A 20,567-nucleotide genomic window follows, 5' to 3' on the forward strand; every position below is an offset into this window, starting at 1 on the left:
CATGATGGTTTCCCGTTGTCTGTTCTTTGAGCCTATGTTTTTACGAATATCCTGATTCTCGGTCACTTCTAGAGGAAAAGCGATAGAAGACATTCGTTGCTTGTATGGTTTCTGGCTTGCTTTATACTCTATAAAGACAAAAAAAGAAAAGTTTACTCCGTGAAAAAGAAAAATGATGACAAACCATTCATTTCTTACTACACTGAAAGAGGCCAAGTTGTATTGGCAAGGAGTGACGATGAATCCGGCAGCCAGAAAAAAACAAATTTTAAGTGTACTTGAGCGAGACGGATCCGTCCATGTACCCGATCTTGCAATGGCTTTACAGGTTTCCCGGGTTACCATCAGAAACGATCTGGATGAAATGGCGACAAAAGGTTTGCTCGTACGTACCCATGGGGGTGCGATCACCGCCGAGAAGCAAGGTAGTTCGCGTTTTATCAGCCAGACCCTCCATGAATTCACGGACCAGAAAAAAGCCATCGCGCAACTTGCTGCAACCTTGGTGAAGCCAGGCCAGTCAATCATCATCGACAACGGAAGTACCACGCTCCACATCGCCCCGTTCATTGCAGATTTGGCAATCACCGTATCGACCAGTTCGCTTTTGGTGATGCAAGAGCTCATGCATGCGGAAAAAGTGGACCTGCTGATGGCAGGAGGCATCCTCAGAAGGCCTTCCATGGGTTTGATGGGTAATTATGCCAAAGAATTCTATCGACAGATCCATGCCGATTGGTGCTTTCTGGGAGCTTCGGGCTACAGTTCGAAACACGGGGTGTTTTGTACCAACCTTATTGAAGCAGATACAAAACAAACCATGATCCAAAGCGCATCGAAAGTTTGCCTATTGGTTGACAGCTCCAAGATGGAGCATCTTTCCTTGGCGAAAGTATGCGACTGGTCGTCCATTCATTACCTGATCACCGATGCCATTACCGACGACGTCCGGGCAGCAATTGAGAGTCACGGGGTGAAAATCCTTACGGTGGATGAGCATGTCTGAATTGGTCATGTCTCTGGTAGGATTCCGGTCCGTTGAGGAGGTGGCTGCGTACGCAAGGAAGTTCCCTTCCATGCAGTTTGAACTCTCCTACAAAATGGATAGTCAGTTTCTTGCAGCGGTAGCTCCGTATTTGGCTGGACGAGTGGCTTCCGTGCACGCTTGCTGTCCATCACTGCCCATCTTCCCGAATTTCGGGAGTTATGATCGGCAGGTGTTGCAAGCAAGCTACGATGCAGTTGAGGAAAGCCTGAAGACAGCAAAAGCGTTTGGTGCCGATATCCTGGTATTGCATCCAGGCTATGTGTGCGATTGGTCCATCCCCAGGGAAAACGCCGAACGTTCGAAGTTGCTCAACGACCCGATATTCACCCCGTATATCCATATTGCAGATGGGGCGATCTGCAAGCCGGATTATCCGCGTACGTCTGTCTACCAACATCATGCCAAGCAGGCGTTTGAACAATTGATCCAGGTTGCAAAATTGGCCGATGCATACCAAGTACGCCTCGCTGTGGAAAATCTGAATCCGAGGGTTGGGTATTTGTTCCAGACACCCGAGGAGATGGTGCAGATCGCCCGTTTGTCACCATCGCTGCACCTTTGTTTGGATGTCGGCCATCTTTGGATATCCAGTTCTGTGTATGGATTTCCCTATTTTGATGCTTTGAAGGAAATAATGGAAACAGGGAAGGTGGTCAACTGTCACCTGCACAGCAACAGTACGCAAGTGGGGATTGGTCGGTATCGTGATGATCATCATAGTTTCGAGAAATATGGTTTCCCTGCAGAAGCCGTATTGCGCATCGTCACAGGAAGTGGTGCAAATCTTGTACTTGAAACAGTTGAGGAACCAGAGCTGAACACAAATTCATTGATGCGTTTTTCTGCTTCGCTTACGGTCTGAAGGAATACAACATGCACATACTGGAGCAACAGCTTGTCGGGAAACGGGGAATCGCAGAACTCTGTGAGGATGGAATCTTCTGCAACGAGCATTTTGCAGCGGTGGTTGATGGATGTACGAGCCGTCAAGGATTCGACGGCATCGACGAACCTGGTGGGGTCATAGCAAAACGCTGTATACTGGAGACCTTGTCCTTTCTGAGAGGCGATGAAACCTACGTGCAGGTATTCAGTGCACTCAATGCATCCATTTTCCGTTGGTATGCAATGCATGGATTGGAGCAGATGGCATCAGAGCATCCAAATCTGCGCTGCAGTGCGTATGCGGCAATTGTGAGCAGGCATCATCGTGAGGTATGGGTGCTTGGCGATTGCCAGGCCCGCTTTGAAGGGGTTTTGCTTACGCGGAGCAAGGCGATTGACACCCTGATGGAAGGCGTACGCTCCCTCTTGATCGAGCACGCACTGGCAACCGGATACACCAAAAGCATGCTGCTGGAGAATCCTGCAATCATCCAAGACAGGCTTAAGGCATTGATGCAGCTGCAACCGGTATTCCAGAATACCAAGAATAGGTACACCTATTCCTATTCTGTTCTCGATGGATTCTTTGATGCATACGCTGAAATACAAATCGGCAAGCTTCCCGACACCCCGGTTGAGGTTGCGCTTGCCAGTGATGGGTACCCGGTGTTGCATCCCACCCTGGAGCAGTGTGAAGCGACTTTGCACGCCCAGCTTGCCGAGGATCCCTTGATGGCGTTTTCCCATCGTGCAACAAAGCCGTTGATTCCGGGGAATCTTTCCTTTGACGATAGAAGCTTTTTGCGAATTCTTATCTAATTTTGCTCTATTAGCCAGATTTTATAATTGATACGTAAAAGAAAATAAAAAGAAAAATTTAACTTGCGTTTTTTTGCCTATGGCCCCTATACTAAAGCAAACGAAAATTCTTGGTCCCAAGAATCGTACAAACATAGGAGGATTAGGTATGAAGAAAACATTACTCGTAATGCTTTGTCTCATTCTGTCTTTTTTCCCGCTATTTGCACAGGGTGCATCAGAAGGAACAAAGAAAGTTGACAGTCTTACGGTCTGGAGTGGTGCCAGCGAGGATGAAGCAGAAGCTTTGGTGCAGAAGTTCAACACCTTGCATCCGGAAATCACGGTGAGCATCATCCGTGCAGGTTCCGGAGAACTGGTGAATCGCCTGTATTCGGAGCAGCCGAAGCCGGAAGGTGATATTTTGCTGATGCTTGCAAAGGAGAATATGGAACTTGCATATGACTACCTTGCTCCATACAAGACGGCAAACCATGACCAGATTGACGCTTCGGTGCGCGACACAGCGGATGTACCCCGTTTTTATGGCACCTCGATGCCTCTGCAGGCTTTCATGGTGAACACCAATTTGCTCAAGAGTTCGGAATATCCGAAGAGTTGGTCCGATCTTATCGATCCCCGCTTCAAGGGCGAGATCGTGCTTGCCAACCCGGCTTTGAGTGGATCCGCATATGCCCAGGTGTATATGATCTACAAGCTCTATGGGAATGACTTCTTGGCCAAATTGGCAAAGAATGCCGTTTTCACGGCAAGTTCTACTGCAGGTCCTGAGTCTGTAGCCCGCGGTGAGTATGCAGTGACGGTCACCGGAGAATCGAATATCGGTAAATACATCGGCGACGGGGCTCCCGTTACCTATGTGTATCCAGAGGAAGGCACCGGAGCACGTTTCGATGCGACGGCGATCATCGCCAACGGACCAAACCCGGAGGCCGCCAAGTTGTTCATGGATTTCATGACCAGTACCGATGCGTATGAAATCGTCAGAACCACCCGCAACCGCCGTGTCGTATCCACCCTGTTGCCCGGTCCTGCGAATCTGCCGTCTTTGTCGGAAATCAAATTGTTCCCCTATGATGATCTTGAAGCAAAGAACATCAAGGAAACGTTGGTCAACGATTTTTCCAGCATGATGTAACACAGCATCCTGCCTGGATGCAGCCATCCAGGCAGGATTGTCCTATGAGAAGGAGTATCTATCTACCATGAGTTTGAATCTGACATATAAGAATGTGAATAAAATCTTCGGGGAACAATCCAAAAACCCTGTACATGCGCTCAATGATGTTTCCTTTACGATTGAGCCGGGTGAGCTTTTTTGTCTTTTGGGGCCCTCCGGTTGTGGGAAGACCACCTTGTTGCGCTCTACCGCCGGATTGGAGTCCATTTCCAGTGGGCAGATTCTCTATGGTGACAAGGATATGACCTTGATTCCTCCGTTCAGGCGGAATATCGGAATGGTGTTCCAGAGCTTTGCACTCTATCCGCATATGAATATTTTTGAGAATGTGGCATATGGGCTGCGTGTGCGCAAGACTCCCGATGAGGAAGTGAGAAAGCGGGTAACCGAAGTCATGGAACTGGTTGGATTGACCGAAGAATTGAAACGCAATCCTTCACCGACCGGGCTCTCCGGCGGTCAGCAGCAACGGGTGGCCATCGCACGCGCACTGGTCTATGACCCGGATATCCTGTTGCTGGATGAACCGTTGGCCAATCTGGATGCAAAACTGCGCAGATACATGCGTGCAGAGATTCGAAGAATCCAGAAGGCGACTAACATTACCACCATTTTCGTCACCCATGACCAAGAGGAAGCGATGGCAATCGGGGATCGTTTGGCGGTCCTGCGCAAAGGTGTCGTTGAGCAGATTGGTTCTTCCAATGAACTGTATACCAAACCGAACAATGCTTTCGTCTCCAATTTCATTGGAAAAATGAATTTTTTCAATGCCCGGCTGACCGGTGAGCATCAGGCGACGATTGATACTACCTCGACGAGGGTGGATATCAAACCGCAGAATGTCCGCTTGCCTTTGCAGACAACGATCAACCCAGGCCAGGCGGTGTTGGTGGGCGCCCGACCGGAACAGATTGAGATACAGGCACAGCATAGCCCGGGCTTGATCAAAGGTGAGGTGCAAATCATCCAACATCTGGGACAGTTCGTCCGCTATGAGGTGGTGATCGACCAGGCGATCAGCGATGTGCCTATGGAAATCGATATGCCTTACATGCTGGAGGGCGTCCGCGAGCATGATGCCGTTTTTGTTTCCGTGAAGGAAGGGTTGCCGTTCCTGTTCCTGCCGGAGGTCCGAAACTGATGGCTAGAAATACATTGCAAAGCGCACAGGAAAAGACGAAACTGAAGAAATTCCTGGAAAAGGATTTCACTCCCTACCTTGTATTTGCCATTCCCCTTTCCTTCATGGCCATTTTCCTTATTTATCCGATGGTCATCACGTTGGTACGCGCTTTCATGCCTGCCGGAAACAAACTGGTGGCAGGAAGCTTCTCCCTTCAGGGATTCACCAAATTCTTTGAGAGTCTGATGTATCAGAAGGCTCTGTTCAATTCCTTCATGGTGAGCATATCGGTGACCTTGTTGTGCATATTAATCGGGGTCCCCATGGGGTATTTCGTGGCAAGGGTGAAGATGCCGGGCAAGAACCTTATGCTGAGTCTGGGCATTCTTCCCATCATCATGCCGTCATTTGTCGGAGCCTTCACTTGGATCATCCTTTTGGGAAGACAGGGGGTGGTCCGCCATTTCCTAAACATTCTGTTTGCTCCCCTGGGCATTGAAGTCCCCACCATCTACGGGATGTTCGGCATGATCCTATGCATGACGTTGACATATTATCCTTTTGTATTCCAGCTTTCTTACGGAGCGTTCGCCTCGGCTAATTCCCTGTTGGAGGAAGCAGGCATGCTCATGGGAGCGAGCCGATGGTATATTTTCAGGACGATTACGTTTCCCTTGATTCTTCCCAGCCTGGGAGCAGGAGCCTTGCTCGTGTTCGTCCGATCGATCGGTAATTTTGGGATCCCCGCCATCATCGGTGGCGACAAGTACGTCCTGCCTACCTTGATCTACTTTCGGGTGAACGGATTCTGGGATCTCAACGGGGCCGCCTCGATAGCGGTCATCAACGTAGCGATCACCGCTTTGGTCCTGTATCTGCAGAAACGGGTGATAAACCGGCATGAGTATGAGACCATCTCGGCGACACACTCTGAAATCAAACAGCACGAAGGCACGTTGATCCGCGTTGTTGCCATTGTCTATTGCGTCATCATTCTCGTCGTATCCCTGTTGCCCCAGCTCACCATCATCATCATGTCGTTCTTTGAAAAGTGGGTGGGATTATTCCCGGAAGGTTTTACGCTCGCCAACTATATCCGTATTCCCCGGTATTCAAGCAACGAGATGTTCAATACCTTTTTCCTTTCGTTGTTGGCCACTTTGCTGGCGGCAATTCTCGGTAGCTTGATCGCCTATATCACCGAGCGGAAGAAACCGAAAGGAGCTGCCCTGTTGGATATGTCCATCATGGCTCCCTTCATTCTTCCGGGAACCGTTGTTTCAGTTGCCTTGCTCTCCGCATTCAGCGGCAGCAGTCTGATCAGACTGACCGGGACCTATACGATCATCGTCATCTCCTACATGATCAGGAGAACCCCGTACGTGTACCGTTCGGTGGCGGCAAGCCTGTCACAGCTGAATCCATCCTTGGAAGAGGCTTCCACGATTGCAGGGGCGAATTGGTTCTATACGTTCCGAAGGGTAAGTGTGCCCCTGATCATGCCGGCCATCATCAGTGGTTCCATCCTTACGCTTACCACGTTGCTGCAAGAGTTGAGCACTACCATCCTGTTGTATAGTTCCCGGACAAGAACGGTTCCCATCCAGATCTATGGCGCGGTCGCCGATGGAAAACTGGGAGAGGCGAGTGCCTTGTCGGTGATTCTTTTGGTTGTCGTTTTCGTCATCGTCTATCTGATGAATCACAAGCAAGGCAAATCCATCGCCTCCAGTTTCAAGATGGGTTGATGCCATACCGATGCCGGGAGCAATCCCGGCATCAGATGGATTGTCATATGGAAAAAATGCTCGAGTTTTACCGGTGTCATTTGAAGCAGCAGATTCTGCCTTTTTGGGAACAGGCTTTCGATGATACTTTTGCAGGTGTATTCACCTGTTTCTCCAATGATGGCAGCCGATTGGTTTCCACCGATAAATATACCTGGTCGCAAGCAAGGATGCTCTGGTGTCTTTCCTATTTGCTTTCCAGTCATGCGTGCAGCAAAGGGATCGAACAACCAAGGTTGGATGCCTTGGGGCGGCAGGCTCACCGATTGTATTCCTTCCTGCATGAGCATGTGTTCTTGCCCGGGGACCTGGAAGTCTGTGCTTTCGTGCTGGACAGGGAAGGAGTGCCCAAGGAACCTGTGCCGGGCCAAGGCCTCTATACCAGTTTTTATGCTGATTGTTTCGTAATCATGGCTTTCAGCCGGTATGCACATTTGGTTGGTGCTTCATCCATAGCCAAAGAGGCATTGGCGGTATATGAAAAATTGCTCCGGGTATTGGATGCCGGGGTGGTCCGTACCGAACCGTATGCCTTGCCTGAAGGGACGAAGGCACAGTCCGTGTACATGATTCTCTGCAATACCGCCCATGAGTTGGCTCTCTGTCTCGAAGGGTTTCATATGCAACAGGCGGCTGCGGTCCGGGCCCAGGCGACGGCATATGCCGCAAGAATCATGGATACATTCATCGATGTGCAATCAATGCAGCTGTGCGAACTTACGGGTGATGATGCAAAACAATCATCATTACTGATCCGTCATCGAAACCCCGGTCATGCATTGGAATGCATGTGGTTCTGTATGGATGTTCTTGATGATCGGTACATTGAGCGCATCGAAAAGACCATGAAAGCCATGCTTGCATTGGGATGGGATGACCAATACGGGGGTCTGTTTCGGTATGTGGACATGCAGGGGGGACAGGTGAAAGGTCTGAGCGATGGCAGCCCGTTCGCCGATCTTGTTGCCCGAACCTGGGATTACAAGCTGTGGTGGCCGCATGCCGAGGCACTGTACGCGTGTTTGCGGATGTATGTGAAGACCGGGGAGCTCACATTTCTGGATTGGCACCGGCGATTATCCGCATACACTTTTCCTACCTTCACGGCACCACAAGGGAAGGAATGGATTCAGATCAGACAACGAGATGGCCGGCCCGTGGATACGGTGGTGGCACTCCCGGTGAAGGACCCCTACCACATCTTCAGGATGCTCCTGTTGAGTATAGAGCTGTTGGATGCTCACAGAAAGGATGAGACAAATGATGTATGATACAATGACGGATATACAAAAGCAGGCACTGAATACCAGTATGTTCAAGGCCTATGATATTAGAACCAAAAGCGCAGCGTTGACCAAGGATCTTGCAGTCAGACTGATTCATGCAGTGGGATGGTATCTCTCCGAGGTTCTCAAGGTTGATGAGGTGGTGCTGGGAAGGGATGCCCGGTTGGGAGCCCCCGCACTGATGGAGACCGCGTTGGATCTTTTCACCCAGGCCGGGCTGCAGGTCATCGTCAACCCTTTGCAGATTTCCACCTGCCAGTTCTATTTCAGCTGTATGCAACACCCGAAAGCTGCCGGTATCATGTTTACCGCCAGCCATAATCCCGGCATGTACATCGGGATGAAGTTGATGGCGCCGGGTCTGCAGACCCTGGCGATGGGCAGCGGCCCTGATGGTGGAATCGCCTGCATCAGGGAAGCCTATTGTGAAGGGAAATCCTGCAATCTGCATACAAGCGAACGAAAGAAGGTGCTGGTGCGACGGTATTTGGACCAGTACATCGATTACTCGATCCAGTTGGCAAATGTGGAACCAAATACCCTTGACGGTGTTTCCCTGCTCACCGACTTTCTTTGTGGTGCGGCGGGAACGGAAGTGGTGGAGGCTTTGCAGTCGCTCGGGGCCAAGGTGAGGGTACGTAATCTGGTCCCTGATGGGAAGTTCCCTGCAGGGGATCCCAACCCTATTATTGATGAGAGCATCAGGCCGACATGGGATATAATGCGCTCAGAATCGTTCGATTTTGGGTTCTGTTACGATGGGGATGGAGACCGTATGGATGTCATGGATTCCCATGGATCCCAGTTGACGCCATCCTTCAATCTTTCGTTGCTCATCCCTGAGATCAAACGGTTCTTCAAGGAGGTGCATGCCGCTGGATTCTTTGGAAACGCACCATGGGAGCCGCATATGTATTATGATGTGAAGGCGAATCCGCTCTCAGTCGTCCAGCAGGCCTCGCGTGGAATCGGGGTTCATATCATCAGAAACGGCCATTCCTTCATAAAAGAAGCGTTGCGGCAAAATCTGGGCAATCAATATTTGGTGGCAAGTGAAGAGTCTGCACATTATTACATGAATTTTCCCCTTGACCTGAAGGACTACTCCAAAGGATTTGCCGCTACAGAAAATACTTTGTATTTCACCATATTGACAGCCAAAATGTGGTCCCAAAATCCACACTTGTATGAAGCTGCCATGCAAAAGCAACAGAGTATTTATCGCCAGCGAGAGTGGCCGTGTCACTTTTTCAACGATGAGCATCTACAACCGGTGGTCGACCGGGTCGAAGAGCTATTCAAAGCCCAGGGCCTGAAAGTGTTCAAAACCATGGAAGACGGCAACGATCTTGATGCCGTGTTGATGCGTAGCGGTCTCCCCGAGCGTATTGATGCGAATACAAACCTGTCAGGTGATTGGCTTCAGGTTGCAGAGCGGATCAGCAGAAGTGAGGAAGGAATGGCACGTTGGGAGGTTGCCTCCAGCAGTTCTGAGCGACTTGCCCAGGCAGTCAAGGATATCCATTCGGTCACTGACGGCTATGTGGAAGCGAAGCTTGCCGAGTATGAATGATTTGATCTGATACTCTGGCTTGGGATACCGGTTGACGAATGCGTTCCCATTCTGCATTCTATTAATAGGAGAGAGTCTTACATGAATACTAATCTTATTAAATGGATCATATTGGGTGTTGCAGCGGTGGTGGTTGTCTTAGTGGCGATGAATCTGGTTCCATCGAAGCAGGCAACGGCTTCATCAGAATCTCAAGCAGTCTATCGCAAGATTACAGCCGATGAGGCGAAGGCAATGATGGACGGCAGCAAGTCGGTGACCATCCTCGATGTCCGTACCCCGGCAGAGTTCGCCTCCGGCCATATTGAAAAGGCCATCAACATAGCCAACGAAACAATCGGGGGGCAAAGACCTGCCGGGCTTCCCGATTTGGATGCAACCATACTGGTCTACTGCAGAAGCGGGAACCGAAGCGCTCAGGCGGCAAACAAACTGGTGGCGATGGGATATACCAACATCTACGATTTCGGTGGGCTGAACACCTGGAAGTATGGGACGGTCCAATAAACCTGCTTTGTGGTCAGCGTTTGCGCAGTTTGAGGATCGCGCGATTCATTTGGGGTTTGATGGAGAACCGATAGGGCAGGGAATGTGACCAAGTCTCTGCATCCGGGAAGGCTTTGAATAAGGCATCGGGATCGGAGAAAATCCCCAGATCCTTGGTTACCGCCCTGTCCTGGATGTAGGTATGGTCCTCCTCCCAATTGATCGGAGGATTCCTGAAATGCAGGACGGCGATGCCGTACCCATAGAAACTACCCATGTAGTCGCTGTATTTTTCCTGCAGCTGCTCGAGGTAGGTGTAATCGATGATTACGCCTTCCAAAGAGAGCCAACGATGGTTGAACAGGACCTCGGGATGGCAATGCAGGAGCTGTGAAGGACACATCCGGTAGGAAAGACCATGCAGAAGCCCCTGGAAGAGGGATTTTTCAATCTTGGAAGCCCGCAATCGGCACGGGATGCCCACCGCGCGCAGCAGGGCCGTAACCAAAGTGGTCTTGGTCAGCGCATTGCCCATGCCGGCACTCAAAACTTCGGAAGCGGGAACACACGGATGCTCGGGTTGTCCATAGGCTATCCGATCCCTGACGAACGTGTAGATTACGTTGATCTTCTCGGAATCCGAAGTGAGCATCCTCCATTTCTGTGCGTTGACCAAGTTCTGGACCGGCTGGCTTTCATAATCCAGCAAGCTGGTAGGACGAAGATACTCCCGCTTCGTGGAAAGTTCTTCCGATTGCACAACACTTGGTTTTAATCGTGTCATTGAATATGACATATGTAATGAGTGGTACATGATTGAACTAGCGTAATACATTTTTCAGCACCATGCAATAATTCATCATGTTTTATGAATCAATGAAAAGAAAAAGAAATAATACTCAATTTGTTCAGAACTATGAAGTGATCAACATATGACATAGTTATTGAAAGATTTCATTTGTATTATTTACTCGGAAAAAGATATGCTATAAGTGAGAATCCCTCTTACCCTGCTCAGGTATCCAGATGCTTGTTCCCAACTTCGGAACCCAAATCTGAAAGGGCAAAGCCGAAGCCTGGGCAGAACGAACAAACGCCTCGGGATCGGCCCCATTGTTGGCGAACATATCAAAATGCATGGGGATGACCAAGCGGGCATGGGAAAGGGAGGCAAGTTGCAATGCTTGCTCAGGTTGCATATTGCCGATGATACCCAAATGCTTGCGCACCGCATCCGTGCCGTTGATCGGAAGCATCATGACGTCGATGGGAAGCCGGGGAGAGAGGGTGCGGACCAGATTTGATTCAAAGACTGCATCCCCGCTGTGAAACAGGGAAATACCGGGGAAGGAGAACAGATACCCGAGGAAACGGGAGAAACCGCGGCTGTCGGTCTCGTAGCTCTCATGGGCTACCATGATCGGGAGGACCGAACACTCGTCGCTGAGCTTGATCGCCTCGTTCTGGATGGCATACATCATCTGCTCTTGGGGCAGCGAAGCCCCTTTCTCCTGGATGCCGGAAGGAATGATGCATCGGCATGCAGCCTGTGACTCCAGAATCCCCGCTAGGGTGGGTAGATCGAGATGATCGGCATGGGAATGGGAACAGAAGAGGTGTGTCAGCCTGGGAGCCGAGCCACCGGGGAAGGGAGGCGGATAGAGCCGTCTGGGATTTTGGTGGGCATCATAGAGCTGGGAAAGCACCAAGTCGATGCCGATGGTACAGTCGCTGCTCTTGATGATGAATCCACACTGTCCCAGGTACCAGAGGCGAAGCTGTCCGCCGGGTACCGTGGTTGCATCGATTTCGTGTGCCAGTTCTGTTCCTCGGGTATGCCAGATTGCCGGTTCCATGGTTTATCCTTTGATTCCTGAAGTCGAGATTCCTTCCACGAAGTATCGTTGCGCAAAGAAGAACAAGACGATCAAGGGGAGGATCGAAAGCAGGGCCATCGCCATGATCTGGTTCCATGCCACCGCCGATGCGCTGTCCAGGGAAATACGGAGCCCGAGCGACAGGGGGAACTTCTCCACCTTGCTGATATACACCAAGGTGTTGAAGAAGTCGTTCCACGTCCACATCAATTGGAACAGGCCTGCAGAGAACAACGCCGGTTTGAGGATCGGGTAGAGCACCAATGCCAAGGTCTGGACAGCATTGCATCCATCGATCTTGGCCGCCTCATCCAGTTCGGTGGGCACCCCGCGAAGAAACTGCACCATCATGAAGATGAAGAACGGATAACAGGCGAACAATGCCGGAACAATGAAGGGAAGGTAGGAATCGAGCCATCCCAGCTTGTTGAACAAGAGGAACCGGGGGATGATGATCACCGAATTGGGAAGCATCAAGGTGGAAAGCATCAGTGCGAAATAGAGTTTCTTCTTGGGAAAGGAGAAACGTGCAAACCCATAGGCGACAACCGAACAGGAGAGGACGGTGAACAGCACCGTCGGAGTAACCAGTTTCAGGGTATTGATAAAGAAAAGGGAGAAGGAATGTTCTCCCACGCCTTGCCAACCGGTGATGTAGGCATCGAAGGAAAAGGATTGGGGAAGCAGGTTCTTGGATGCAAAGATCTCCGAGTTGGTCTTGAAACTGGCAAAAAACATCCATACCAAGGGATAGCACATCAGAATGCCGCCAAGGATGAGAATGGCATAGGAAAGCAGGTGTTTTCGGGGTGTATGGCGCATCAGAATGATTCTCCGTCTTGGTAGTACACCCAGGCGCTGGATGAGCGGAAGATTACCAGCGTAAAGCCCAGGATGCAGGCGAACATGACCCAGCTGATTGCCGAGGCATAGCCCATCTTGAAATTGTTGAACCCTTCGGTGTACAGCTTCAGGCCGATCAAGTACGTCGATTTCAACGGACCGCCCTTGGTGATGATGAAGGCCGAAGTGAAGTTCTGTAAAGCATTGATGGTCTGCATGATCAAATTGAAGAAGACGATCGGGGTGATCATCGGGAAGGTGATGGAGAAGAACTGGCGAATCTTCGAAGCCCCTTCCAGGGAAGCCGATTCGTACAGGTCCTGGGGGATTTGCTTCAGGGCGGCGAGGAACAGCACCATGGCCGAACCGAACTGCCAAATCTGGAGCAGACTGATCGTGAACAAGGCGACATGGGGGGAACCCAGCCAATCGACGGCAGGAATGCGTACCACCGAAAGGAAGGAATTGACGATGCCTTCCTTCATGAACATCAGCTTCCACAATGCGGAAATGGCCACACTGCCGCCCAGGATGGAGGGAAGGTAGTAGATGGTCCGAAATCCATTGACACCCCGCACCTTCTGATTAAGCAACAAGGCGATGATGAGGGCGAACAAAAGTTTTCCCGGCACCTCTATCAGGGCATAGGCGAAGGTGACGCCCATCGATTTCTTGAAATCGGGATCGAAGGTGAACAAGCGGATGTAGTTGTTCAGCCCGACGAATGAAGGCTTGCCGAAAATGTTGAAGTTGGTGAAGGAATAGACGAACGAAGCGACGAATGGATAGAGTTGGAACAGGGCGAATCCAATGATCCACGGGGTGATGAAATACAACCCGGTGTACTTTTGGAAGTGTCGGTATCGTGCTATGGTTGCCGAAGGCGGCGTCTGGTGCTGTCGTGATTTCATGCTATGATTGTACCATCGTCGGGGGGAAGTGCTAGGTTGTTCGTTTCGACAAAAGGTATCATTTCTTATTGACCAGGAGAGGCCATGTACCGGATCGTATTGCTTGATGATGAAGACTTCATTCTCGATGGGCTTGGACAGCTTCTTGCTTGGGAGACCTATGGGTTCGAGGTCGTCGCCTCGTTCACCAAGGCCCGTCTCGCCCTCGACTACCTTTCCCAGAACCAAGTGGACGTGCTGATCTCAGACATCAAGATGCCCGATCTTTCCGGCCTTGAACTCCTGCATGAACTCAAGCGGCGGAGTATCGGGGTAAACAACATATTGCTGCTCAGCGGCTATGCGGAATTCTCCTATGCCCAGGAGGCGTTGAAACTCGGCGTGCGTGAATATCTGCTCAAACCGGTGGACCGTCAGGGGCTTGCCGATACCCTGCTTTCCATCAAGGAAGAGCTGGACCGGTTCTATCATGTAACAGGTGGTGATGCACCGGCCCAGCCTGAAGGCTATTACCGGACGATAGTCGAGACGGTGAAGGCGTATTTGGAGAAAGAATACGCCCAAGCCACCCTCGACCAGGCTGCCCTGTTGGTGGCCATGAGCCCCAATTATGTGTCGAAGGTGTTCAAGCAGGAGACGGGGATGAAGTTTTCCGATTACCTGCAGGATGTGAAGATGAAAAAGGCGGAGAAAATGCTAAGGGATGTCAATCTGAAGATCTATCAGATCTCCTATGCCGTCGGGTATGACAACCCGAAAAACTTCACCCGGGCGTTCAAGCAGTACTATGGGCTTTCGCCCTGGGAATACCGCGAGGCGGGTAATGCATGAACGGAAGGATCAAGGGGATCCGCAGGCGCTTCTTCGTCAACAGTTTGGCAAAATACATGCTCATGCTGCTCGTCCCGATGCTCCTGCTCAGCTCGGTCATCGGGTGGGTGATCGCCAACCAGGTTCCCGCATTGGTCAGGGAGAACTCGGAGTCGTTGTTCTCCGTGTCCAGCCTGAGTTTGGATACCTTGTTCAAGGAATTGCTGCAGCCTAAGATCTTCATTGAGGCGAATCCCGACATCCATCTGGGTCTGCTCCAATATCTGGAAGAGGACCAGGTCGATGAAAAGACCCAGTCGGCTCTGCTCAAACTGAACCAATACCTCGATACCACCAGGATTTCACGTAATTACATCCATTCGCTCTATATTGCAAAACAGGATGCCCCGTATCTGTTGGTGAATGGGCAACGTATCGCTTCCTCTCGGATGCTCGACCAATCGTGGCAGCAAGCCTACGATGCAGATGAGGCGGAGAACTTCCTGATTTTCAAGCGGACGTTGCGCTCCTACAGTTTTGAACAGGAAGGGATCCCGGTCATTACCTTGGTGTATGTGACCAAATACCATGAATTGATCGTCATCAACCTCTTTCAATCGTATTTTTCCCATTTCCTCGATTCCCTGACTCAACATGAGCACGAGGCGATTTGGGTTTCCGATGCCAAAGGCACCATCCTTTCGGAAAACTGGACGGCATCGAAGTTGTCCGTCCAGCTCAAGGACGCCGCCTATGCAACCGGGAAGAACCAGACGGATTTCGCCCATGCCTACCAATTGACCAGACGGCAGTTGGACAACAAGGCTTTGATCCTCTATTCCTTGATCCCCAATGAAGTGCTGAATGCAAGCTCCCATGTGGTATTCTGCATCACCTTGATCGCCGCAAGTCTGGCGGTTCTCGTATCCCTTGTCCTTTCGGTGATTTTCACCAGAAAAAGCTTCGCCCAGATCAACAAGATCGTCACTCTCTTCGAAGAGGACATGCGCAGTCCCCTCCAACTGGAGATGCAGGAAAGCTGGAAGGATCCCTTCTATTACATCCTCGACCATGTGGTTTCGCTCTATGTCCGGGAGGCCCATCTGCGCTCGGACCTTCTCCAGCATTCCTACGACCTTGTAAAAGCACGGCTTGCCGCATTGCAGTACCAGATCAATCCCCATTTCATTTTCAACACCCTGCAAGTCATCGACCTGCAGATTGCCAAGGCGCAGGGCAAACCGGTACTGGCCAATCAGATGATCCAGCAATTTTCCCAGCTTCTGCGCTATTCCTTGGAAGATCCCACTACCTTGGTGCCCCTTTCCCAGGAGATCGCCATGACAAAAACCTTCCTCCAACTTTTGTACTACCGAAACGCCAAGGCGATGCAGGTGATCTGGTTCTATGAGGAGGAAGTGCTTGACTGTGTTCTGAGCATCCGCATGTTGTTCCAGCCGCTGCTGGAAAACGTCCTTTCCCATGCACAACCGAAGGAAGGTGATCAACCGATCCAGGTCCGTATCCGCCTGACCGCACGCAAGGATTACATTCATTGCAGCATCATCGACAATGGATGCGGCGTCTCCTCTGAACGGCTGCAGGAGATCCGAACCCGTTTGGGAGAACAGGCATCCGGACTTTCCGACCAAGTGGGGTTGGCCAATGTGCATACCCGTCTGCTGCTCAGTTTTGATGCATCCTGTGCACTTAAGGTATACAGCAGGCCCGCTCACGGTTTCGCGCTGTTCTTCCGAATCCCCAGGATGCGTATGGAAAATGATACCTTTTAACGGAAGTTGAGAATTTTGCATCCACAGGGTGGGTGCTACACTTCCAATATGACACGAATTACGTTTGAAACCGTCTGCCGATACGACCTCACCGATGTACCCGTACAAGTCAGCATCCCTTTTGCCGAAGGAGCTGTCCGGTTCGAGGATCTTGGTTTTGCCGCCATCCTTGATGCTCAGAAGAACAGCCTTCCCGCACAGTTCCAGCCTACCGCTTTTCATGCAGACGGCTCGATTCGTTTCCTGCATTGTTCCTTCCTTGCTCCCTTTGCAGGCAATAAGCAAGCAACATTTACGTTCGACACGCATGTGCAGAGCCAGCCGGAATTCGAGTCGGTGAGCCTTATCCAGGAGAAGGACAAGAGCCTGTGGCTTTCCAACGGCCTGGTCTCCTGTCATTTGGCCGCTGGTAGCTCTAGACCATTTCTGCAGATGGCCGGTCACGACTTGGTGCTGGAAAACCATCAGCTGACCGGGCCCGTACTGTATAACGACGAGGGTAAGGAATTTGTCTTTACGGTGGGTGAGAACGGATGGGACATACTGGAAAGCGGCCCGGTACGGGCTGTTGTACGCTGCAAGGGCAGACACGTCGCCACCGACGGTACTTCATGGTTCGACGGGGTGCTTACCGTCACTTCCTATGCACTGAACAGCACGCTCACGTTTGATCATCAGATCATCAACACGGAGACGGACACCCGTCCTCTTCACGACGGCCTTGCCTTGACCAATGAACAGGCCGGTCTCAAATACGATACCGATTTCCCGGTGCAGATGGTGCATGGGTTGGATTTCAAGGTGACGCTGCCTGCCAGGGAGGGAAAGAAGCGGATGTGCACCTCCAGCTTCAATCCGAAAATCGAACGTGCCGAAGGCCCGCATCCTCTGCATGTGCAGGTTGGAGCCGATACGATCATTGAAACACCGAATGAAATGTTTCCCGAGGTCATGTTCAGTGTATTCGGTTGCGATTGGGAGACCGAATCATTCGGTCTTTGCGCTTCCATCCATCAGGCTTATCAGAATTTCCCCAAGGCCATCGATGCCCAGGATGATGCGATTACATTGTCGCTGTTTCCCCGCAACCATGTTCCCATCGCTATCCCTCAAGGGGTCGGAAAAACCTCCCGCTTCCAGCTCTACTTCCATGCCACGGGTTTTTCCGATCCCCTTTTGATCGACCACCTGCTTCGTCAGGAAATGCCACCGGTCGGTTCTGTAGCGGTGGAAAGCTATATCGAAAGCGGTGTCTATGCACCGTTTGTCAGCGACCAACTGCACTATCCAACAGAACGGTTCCTCTACCGGTTCATCGATTCACGGGCGAAAGGGCTCGGCTTCCTGCATTTCGGAGATGGACCGGAGTGGGAGTACGTGAAGCAAGGCAGAAGCAAGGGCAAGGACATCTGGATCAACAATGAGTATGACATGCCGCATAATTTCATGGTGATGTTCGCCCGCACGGGAGACCGACGGTACTACGATTATTTCCTTGCCGCCGTCCGCCATTGGATGGATGTGGATCTCTGCCATTACAGCGAGCGTCCGTACCACAGGGGCCTGCTCTATACCCATAGCATCGACCATGTTTCCGGCCAGCCGGTACCCAGCCACCAATGGGTGGAGGGATTCTTGGATTACTACCATGCCACCGCCGACCCGATGGGGTTGGAGATTGCCCGCACCATCGGTTCCGAACTGAGGAAGATGATTGATCTGCCGTTGTACAAGAAACCTGGATTCGTCGAACCCCGGGAGCTGGGATGGACGCTGAGGACGTTCCTCGCCCTCTATGCGGAAACCCATGAGAAGGCATATCTGGATGTCTGCGAGCCGATTGTCGAGACCTACTGCCAATGGGCCGATCAGTACGGGACGTGGACAAGCCCGTACCCCGACAACTATATGGACCGCGTGCCGTTCATGATCCATGTCGGTATCGTGGGACTGTACCGGTATTATTCCTACCGAAGCAGCGAACGCTTGTATTCGGTGTTGTGCAAGGTCATCGATGACGTTCGGGCGGAGTGTCTGCACCCCCAGACCAATATGTTCATGGGAAAACAGCACCCGTCCATCCGATACCAGAATTTGAACGGGATGGTCTTGGAGACGATGGCGATCGGATACGAGTTGACCGGGGATGTTTCCTATCTCAGGGATGCCTTGGGCATGTTTTCCTGGATTACGGTGGAGAACCCACCGCCGATCTACGATTTCAGCAAGGTGAAACGGGACGACTTCACCGTCATCTACAATTGCCCGGTCGGTCCGAAACGATGTGCACAGAGTCTGTTGCCATTGCTGCATTACTATGCGGCGGGAATGAAAGAAAAGCTTTTGAACTTTGCGTATTGATTAAAAAGGAGAATGGATATGAAACGTATGACAATGAGGATGGCAGTGCTTCTGCTCATCGCCCTGACTATGGGATCGATGGCCTATGCAGCGGGAACCAAGGAAGGCGAGAAGGCCTCGGGACCGGTTTCCCTGAGGTTCTCGTGGTGGGGCAACGATGCCCGGCATAAGGCGACCATCGCCGTGGTGGACAGCTATATGAAGCAGAATCCGAATGTGCAGATCGCCAGCGAGTATCGCGGCAAGAGTGAACGCGAGAAGATCGCCACCGAGCTTGCCGGGGGAACCGTGGCGGATATCGTACAACTCAATCCGCCTTGGATGGGTGATTTCACCTCGGCAGGGGATTTTTTCGTGGATCTGAACCAATATGCGTCCGTACTCGATACCAGTGGGTTCAGCAAGCAGTTCCTGAACGACTATGGCGTATACAACGGCAAGCTCATCGGACTTCCCACCGGTCTGAACGCCCGTACCTCCATCATCAACAAGACGCTGGCGGCAAAATTCGGGATTCCTACCTCGTTGGATACTTCCTGGACTTGGGATGACTTCTATACCATCGGAAAGGGTGTGCATGCTACCGATCCTTCCAAGTATTTCCTCAATGCCGACACGGTTGACATGACCGAATTCCTGTTACTTCCCTATTTGGTACAGCGAACGGGCAACCAACTGATTCAGAATGACTATACCCGTGGGTTCAGCGAAGCCCATTTGCAGGAAGTGCTCCAGTACATCGGCACGTTGTACAAGGATGGCGTGGTGATTCCGGTACAGGAAGGCAACGTATTCTTGAATTCCGTTTGGACCAACCCAAAGTGGATCAACGGGGATATCGTGCTTGAGTTCTCCTGGACCAGCCTGTATGGGGCGGTGGCAGGCGACAAGCAGGACCAGATGTCCACCTTCATTCTTCCGGTGCTCAAGGATGCCAAGAATACCGGCTTGATCATTACTCCCTCCCAGCTCTTGTCCGTGTCCAACCGAAGCAAGAATCCTGAGGAAGCGGTGAGATTCCTCAACTACTTCTTCAATGACATCGAGGCGGGGAAGCTGCTTGGTGACGTGCGTGCGGTTCCCCCGGTGGACCGGGTGCAGCAAGCCTGTCAGGATGCCGGCTTGATCAATGAGAACATCATCAAGGCCACTGCATATGCCCAACAGCATCAGGGGTTGTATCGCAATGACCTGTCCAGCAATGCCGAGATTGTGAAGGTACTCAATGATGCAGTGGAGAAGGTTGCCTACGATCCTGCCTCTGCGAATGCGGCAGCCACCGAGGCGGTCAAGTTGATCGATTACATTTTGACTGAATTGAAGAAATAAGGTAGAGTATTTCCTTATGGAAGAATAAGCTGTCGTATGGCTTTTGGCCGTATGACAGCTTTCTTGCACCAGAGGGGACCACTGAATGCAATCAGTGGAATCCCGTAGTTTGAGGAGTAAGAGATGGAACAGGTTTTGTTTGCCAAGGATGCAGTGATGCAGCAGGTAGGAGATGGAGTCAGCAGAAAGATCCTTGCCTATAATGAGAACATCATGCCGGTTGAGGTGCATTTTGAGAAAGGCGGGGTTGGATCGATTCACTCCCATGTGCATACCCAGGTGACCTATGTGTTGGAGGGTGCTTTCGAGTTCACCATCGATGGCAAGCCGGTGGTGGTCAGAAAAGGGGATACCTTGGTGTTCGCCTCAAATGTCAAGCATGGGACCACGTGTCTGGAAAAGGGTGCCGTGTTGGATGTATTCACCCCGTATCGGGAAGATTTCGTGCAATGA

The 20,567-nt window shown here is 51.3% G+C and carries 18 protein-coding genes; 14 read left to right on the plus strand and 4 right to left on the minus strand.

What is annotated here, in order from left to right; all coding sequences use genetic code 11:
• Positions 1-238: 238 nt before the first annotated feature.
• The 9 genes from AB7C91_RS08835 to AB7C91_RS08875 all read left to right on the plus strand — a co-directional run bounded on the left by AB7C91_RS08835 (position 239) and on the right by AB7C91_RS08875 (position 10,211).
• Positions 239-1,006 (plus strand): DeoR/GlpR family DNA-binding transcription regulator, encoded by a 768-nt coding sequence (locus AB7C91_RS08835; protein ID WP_428590715.1) that lies wholly within the window; start codon positions 239-241, stop codon positions 1,004-1,006.
• A complete protein-coding gene (locus AB7C91_RS08840; protein ID WP_428590718.1) occupies positions 999-1,910 on the plus strand; it encodes a TIM barrel protein in 912 nt (303 codons plus the stop codon). The genes AB7C91_RS08835 and AB7C91_RS08840 overlap by 8 nt, the downstream gene beginning before the upstream one ends.
• 11 nt (positions 1,911-1,921) lie before the next feature.
• Positions 1,922-2,752, plus strand: coding sequence for a hypothetical protein (locus tag AB7C91_RS08845; RefSeq protein ID WP_332445830.1), 831 nt, complete (start codon positions 1,922-1,924; stop codon positions 2,750-2,752).
• Positions 2,753-2,900: 148 nt separating this feature from the next.
• Positions 2,901-3,890, plus strand: a complete 990-nt coding sequence (locus AB7C91_RS08850; RefSeq protein ID WP_332445831.1) for an extracellular solute-binding protein — start codon at positions 2,901-2,903, stop codon at positions 3,888-3,890.
• A gap of 67 nt (positions 3,891-3,957) precedes the next feature.
• Positions 3,958-5,076 (plus strand): ABC transporter ATP-binding protein, encoded by a 1,119-nt coding sequence (locus tag AB7C91_RS08855; RefSeq protein WP_332445832.1) that lies wholly within the window; start codon positions 3,958-3,960, stop codon positions 5,074-5,076.
• A complete protein-coding gene (locus AB7C91_RS08860; RefSeq protein WP_332445833.1) occupies positions 5,076-6,806 on the plus strand; it encodes an iron ABC transporter permease in 1,731 nt (576 codons plus the stop codon). Before AB7C91_RS08855 ends, AB7C91_RS08860 begins: the two co-directional genes overlap by 1 nt.
• A gap of 47 nt (positions 6,807-6,853) precedes the next feature.
• Positions 6,854-8,116: an AGE family epimerase/isomerase gene (locus AB7C91_RS08865; RefSeq protein ID WP_428590723.1), complete on the plus strand. Its 1,263-nt coding sequence runs from the start codon at positions 6,854-6,856 to the stop codon at positions 8,114-8,116.
• Positions 8,106-9,704, plus strand: a complete 1,599-nt coding sequence (locus AB7C91_RS08870; RefSeq protein WP_428590726.1) for a hypothetical protein — start codon at positions 8,106-8,108, stop codon at positions 9,702-9,704. Before AB7C91_RS08865 ends, AB7C91_RS08870 begins: the two co-directional genes overlap by 11 nt.
• Positions 9,705-9,785: 81 nt before the next feature.
• Positions 9,786-10,211: a rhodanese-like domain-containing protein gene (locus AB7C91_RS08875; RefSeq protein WP_332445836.1), complete on the plus strand. Its 426-nt coding sequence runs from the start codon at positions 9,786-9,788 to the stop codon at positions 10,209-10,211.
• Between the two features lie 13 nt (positions 10,212-10,224).
• Here AB7C91_RS08875 and AB7C91_RS08880 read toward each other — a convergent pair whose 3' ends face one another.
• From AB7C91_RS08880 to AB7C91_RS08895, 4 genes are all read right to left on the minus strand, one after another.
• Complete coding sequence (locus AB7C91_RS08880; RefSeq protein ID WP_428590729.1) at positions 10,225-10,950, minus strand: transglutaminase-like domain-containing protein; 726 nt, start codon at positions 10,948-10,950, stop codon at positions 10,225-10,227.
• Positions 10,951-11,176: 226 nt separating this feature from the next.
• Positions 11,177-12,046 carry an MBL fold metallo-hydrolase gene (locus AB7C91_RS08885; protein ID WP_428590732.1) on the minus strand — a complete coding sequence of 290 codons (870 nt, stop codon included), beginning with the start codon at positions 12,044-12,046 and terminating at the stop codon, positions 11,177-11,179.
• 3 nt (positions 12,047-12,049) lie between these two features.
• The gene (locus AB7C91_RS08890; RefSeq protein WP_332445839.1) at positions 12,050-12,889 is read right to left on the minus strand and encodes a carbohydrate ABC transporter permease; all 840 of its coding nucleotides are present in this window, start codon (positions 12,887-12,889) and stop codon (positions 12,050-12,052) included.
• Positions 12,889-13,821 carry a sugar ABC transporter permease gene (locus AB7C91_RS08895; RefSeq protein WP_332445840.1) on the minus strand — a complete coding sequence of 311 codons (933 nt, stop codon included), beginning with the start codon at positions 13,819-13,821 and terminating at the stop codon, positions 12,889-12,891. Before AB7C91_RS08895 ends, AB7C91_RS08890 begins: the two co-directional genes overlap by 1 nt.
• A gap of 84 nt (positions 13,822-13,905) precedes the next feature.
• On the opposite strand from AB7C91_RS08895, the gene AB7C91_RS08900 reads away from it, so the two are divergent.
• The 5 genes from AB7C91_RS08900 to AB7C91_RS08920 all read left to right on the plus strand — a co-directional run bounded on the left by AB7C91_RS08900 (position 13,906) and on the right by AB7C91_RS08920 (position 20,567).
• Positions 13,906-14,652 carry a response regulator transcription factor gene (locus tag AB7C91_RS08900; protein WP_332445841.1) on the plus strand — a complete coding sequence of 249 codons (747 nt, stop codon included), beginning with the start codon at positions 13,906-13,908 and terminating at the stop codon, positions 14,650-14,652.
• Positions 14,649-16,424 (plus strand): sensor histidine kinase, encoded by a 1,776-nt coding sequence (locus AB7C91_RS08905; RefSeq protein WP_428590737.1) that lies wholly within the window; start codon positions 14,649-14,651, stop codon positions 16,422-16,424. The genes AB7C91_RS08900 and AB7C91_RS08905 overlap by 4 nt, the downstream gene beginning before the upstream one ends.
• 48 nt (positions 16,425-16,472) lie before the next feature.
• Entirely contained in the window at positions 16,473-18,785 is a 2,313-nt protein-coding gene (locus AB7C91_RS08910; RefSeq protein ID WP_428590740.1) for a hypothetical protein, read from the plus strand.
• Between the two features lie 18 nt (positions 18,786-18,803).
• Positions 18,804-20,114 carry an ABC transporter substrate-binding protein gene (locus tag AB7C91_RS08915; RefSeq protein ID WP_428590743.1) on the plus strand — a complete coding sequence of 437 codons (1,311 nt, stop codon included), beginning with the start codon at positions 18,804-18,806 and terminating at the stop codon, positions 20,112-20,114.
• Between the two features lie 123 nt (positions 20,115-20,237).
• Complete coding sequence (locus tag AB7C91_RS08920; RefSeq protein WP_332445845.1) at positions 20,238-20,567, plus strand: cupin domain-containing protein; 330 nt, start codon at positions 20,238-20,240, stop codon at positions 20,565-20,567.

The sequence above is a fragment of the Sphaerochaeta sp. genome (assembly GCF_050256055.1).
Taxonomy (GTDB): Bacteria; Spirochaetota; Spirochaetia; order Sphaerochaetales; family Sphaerochaetaceae; genus Sphaerochaeta.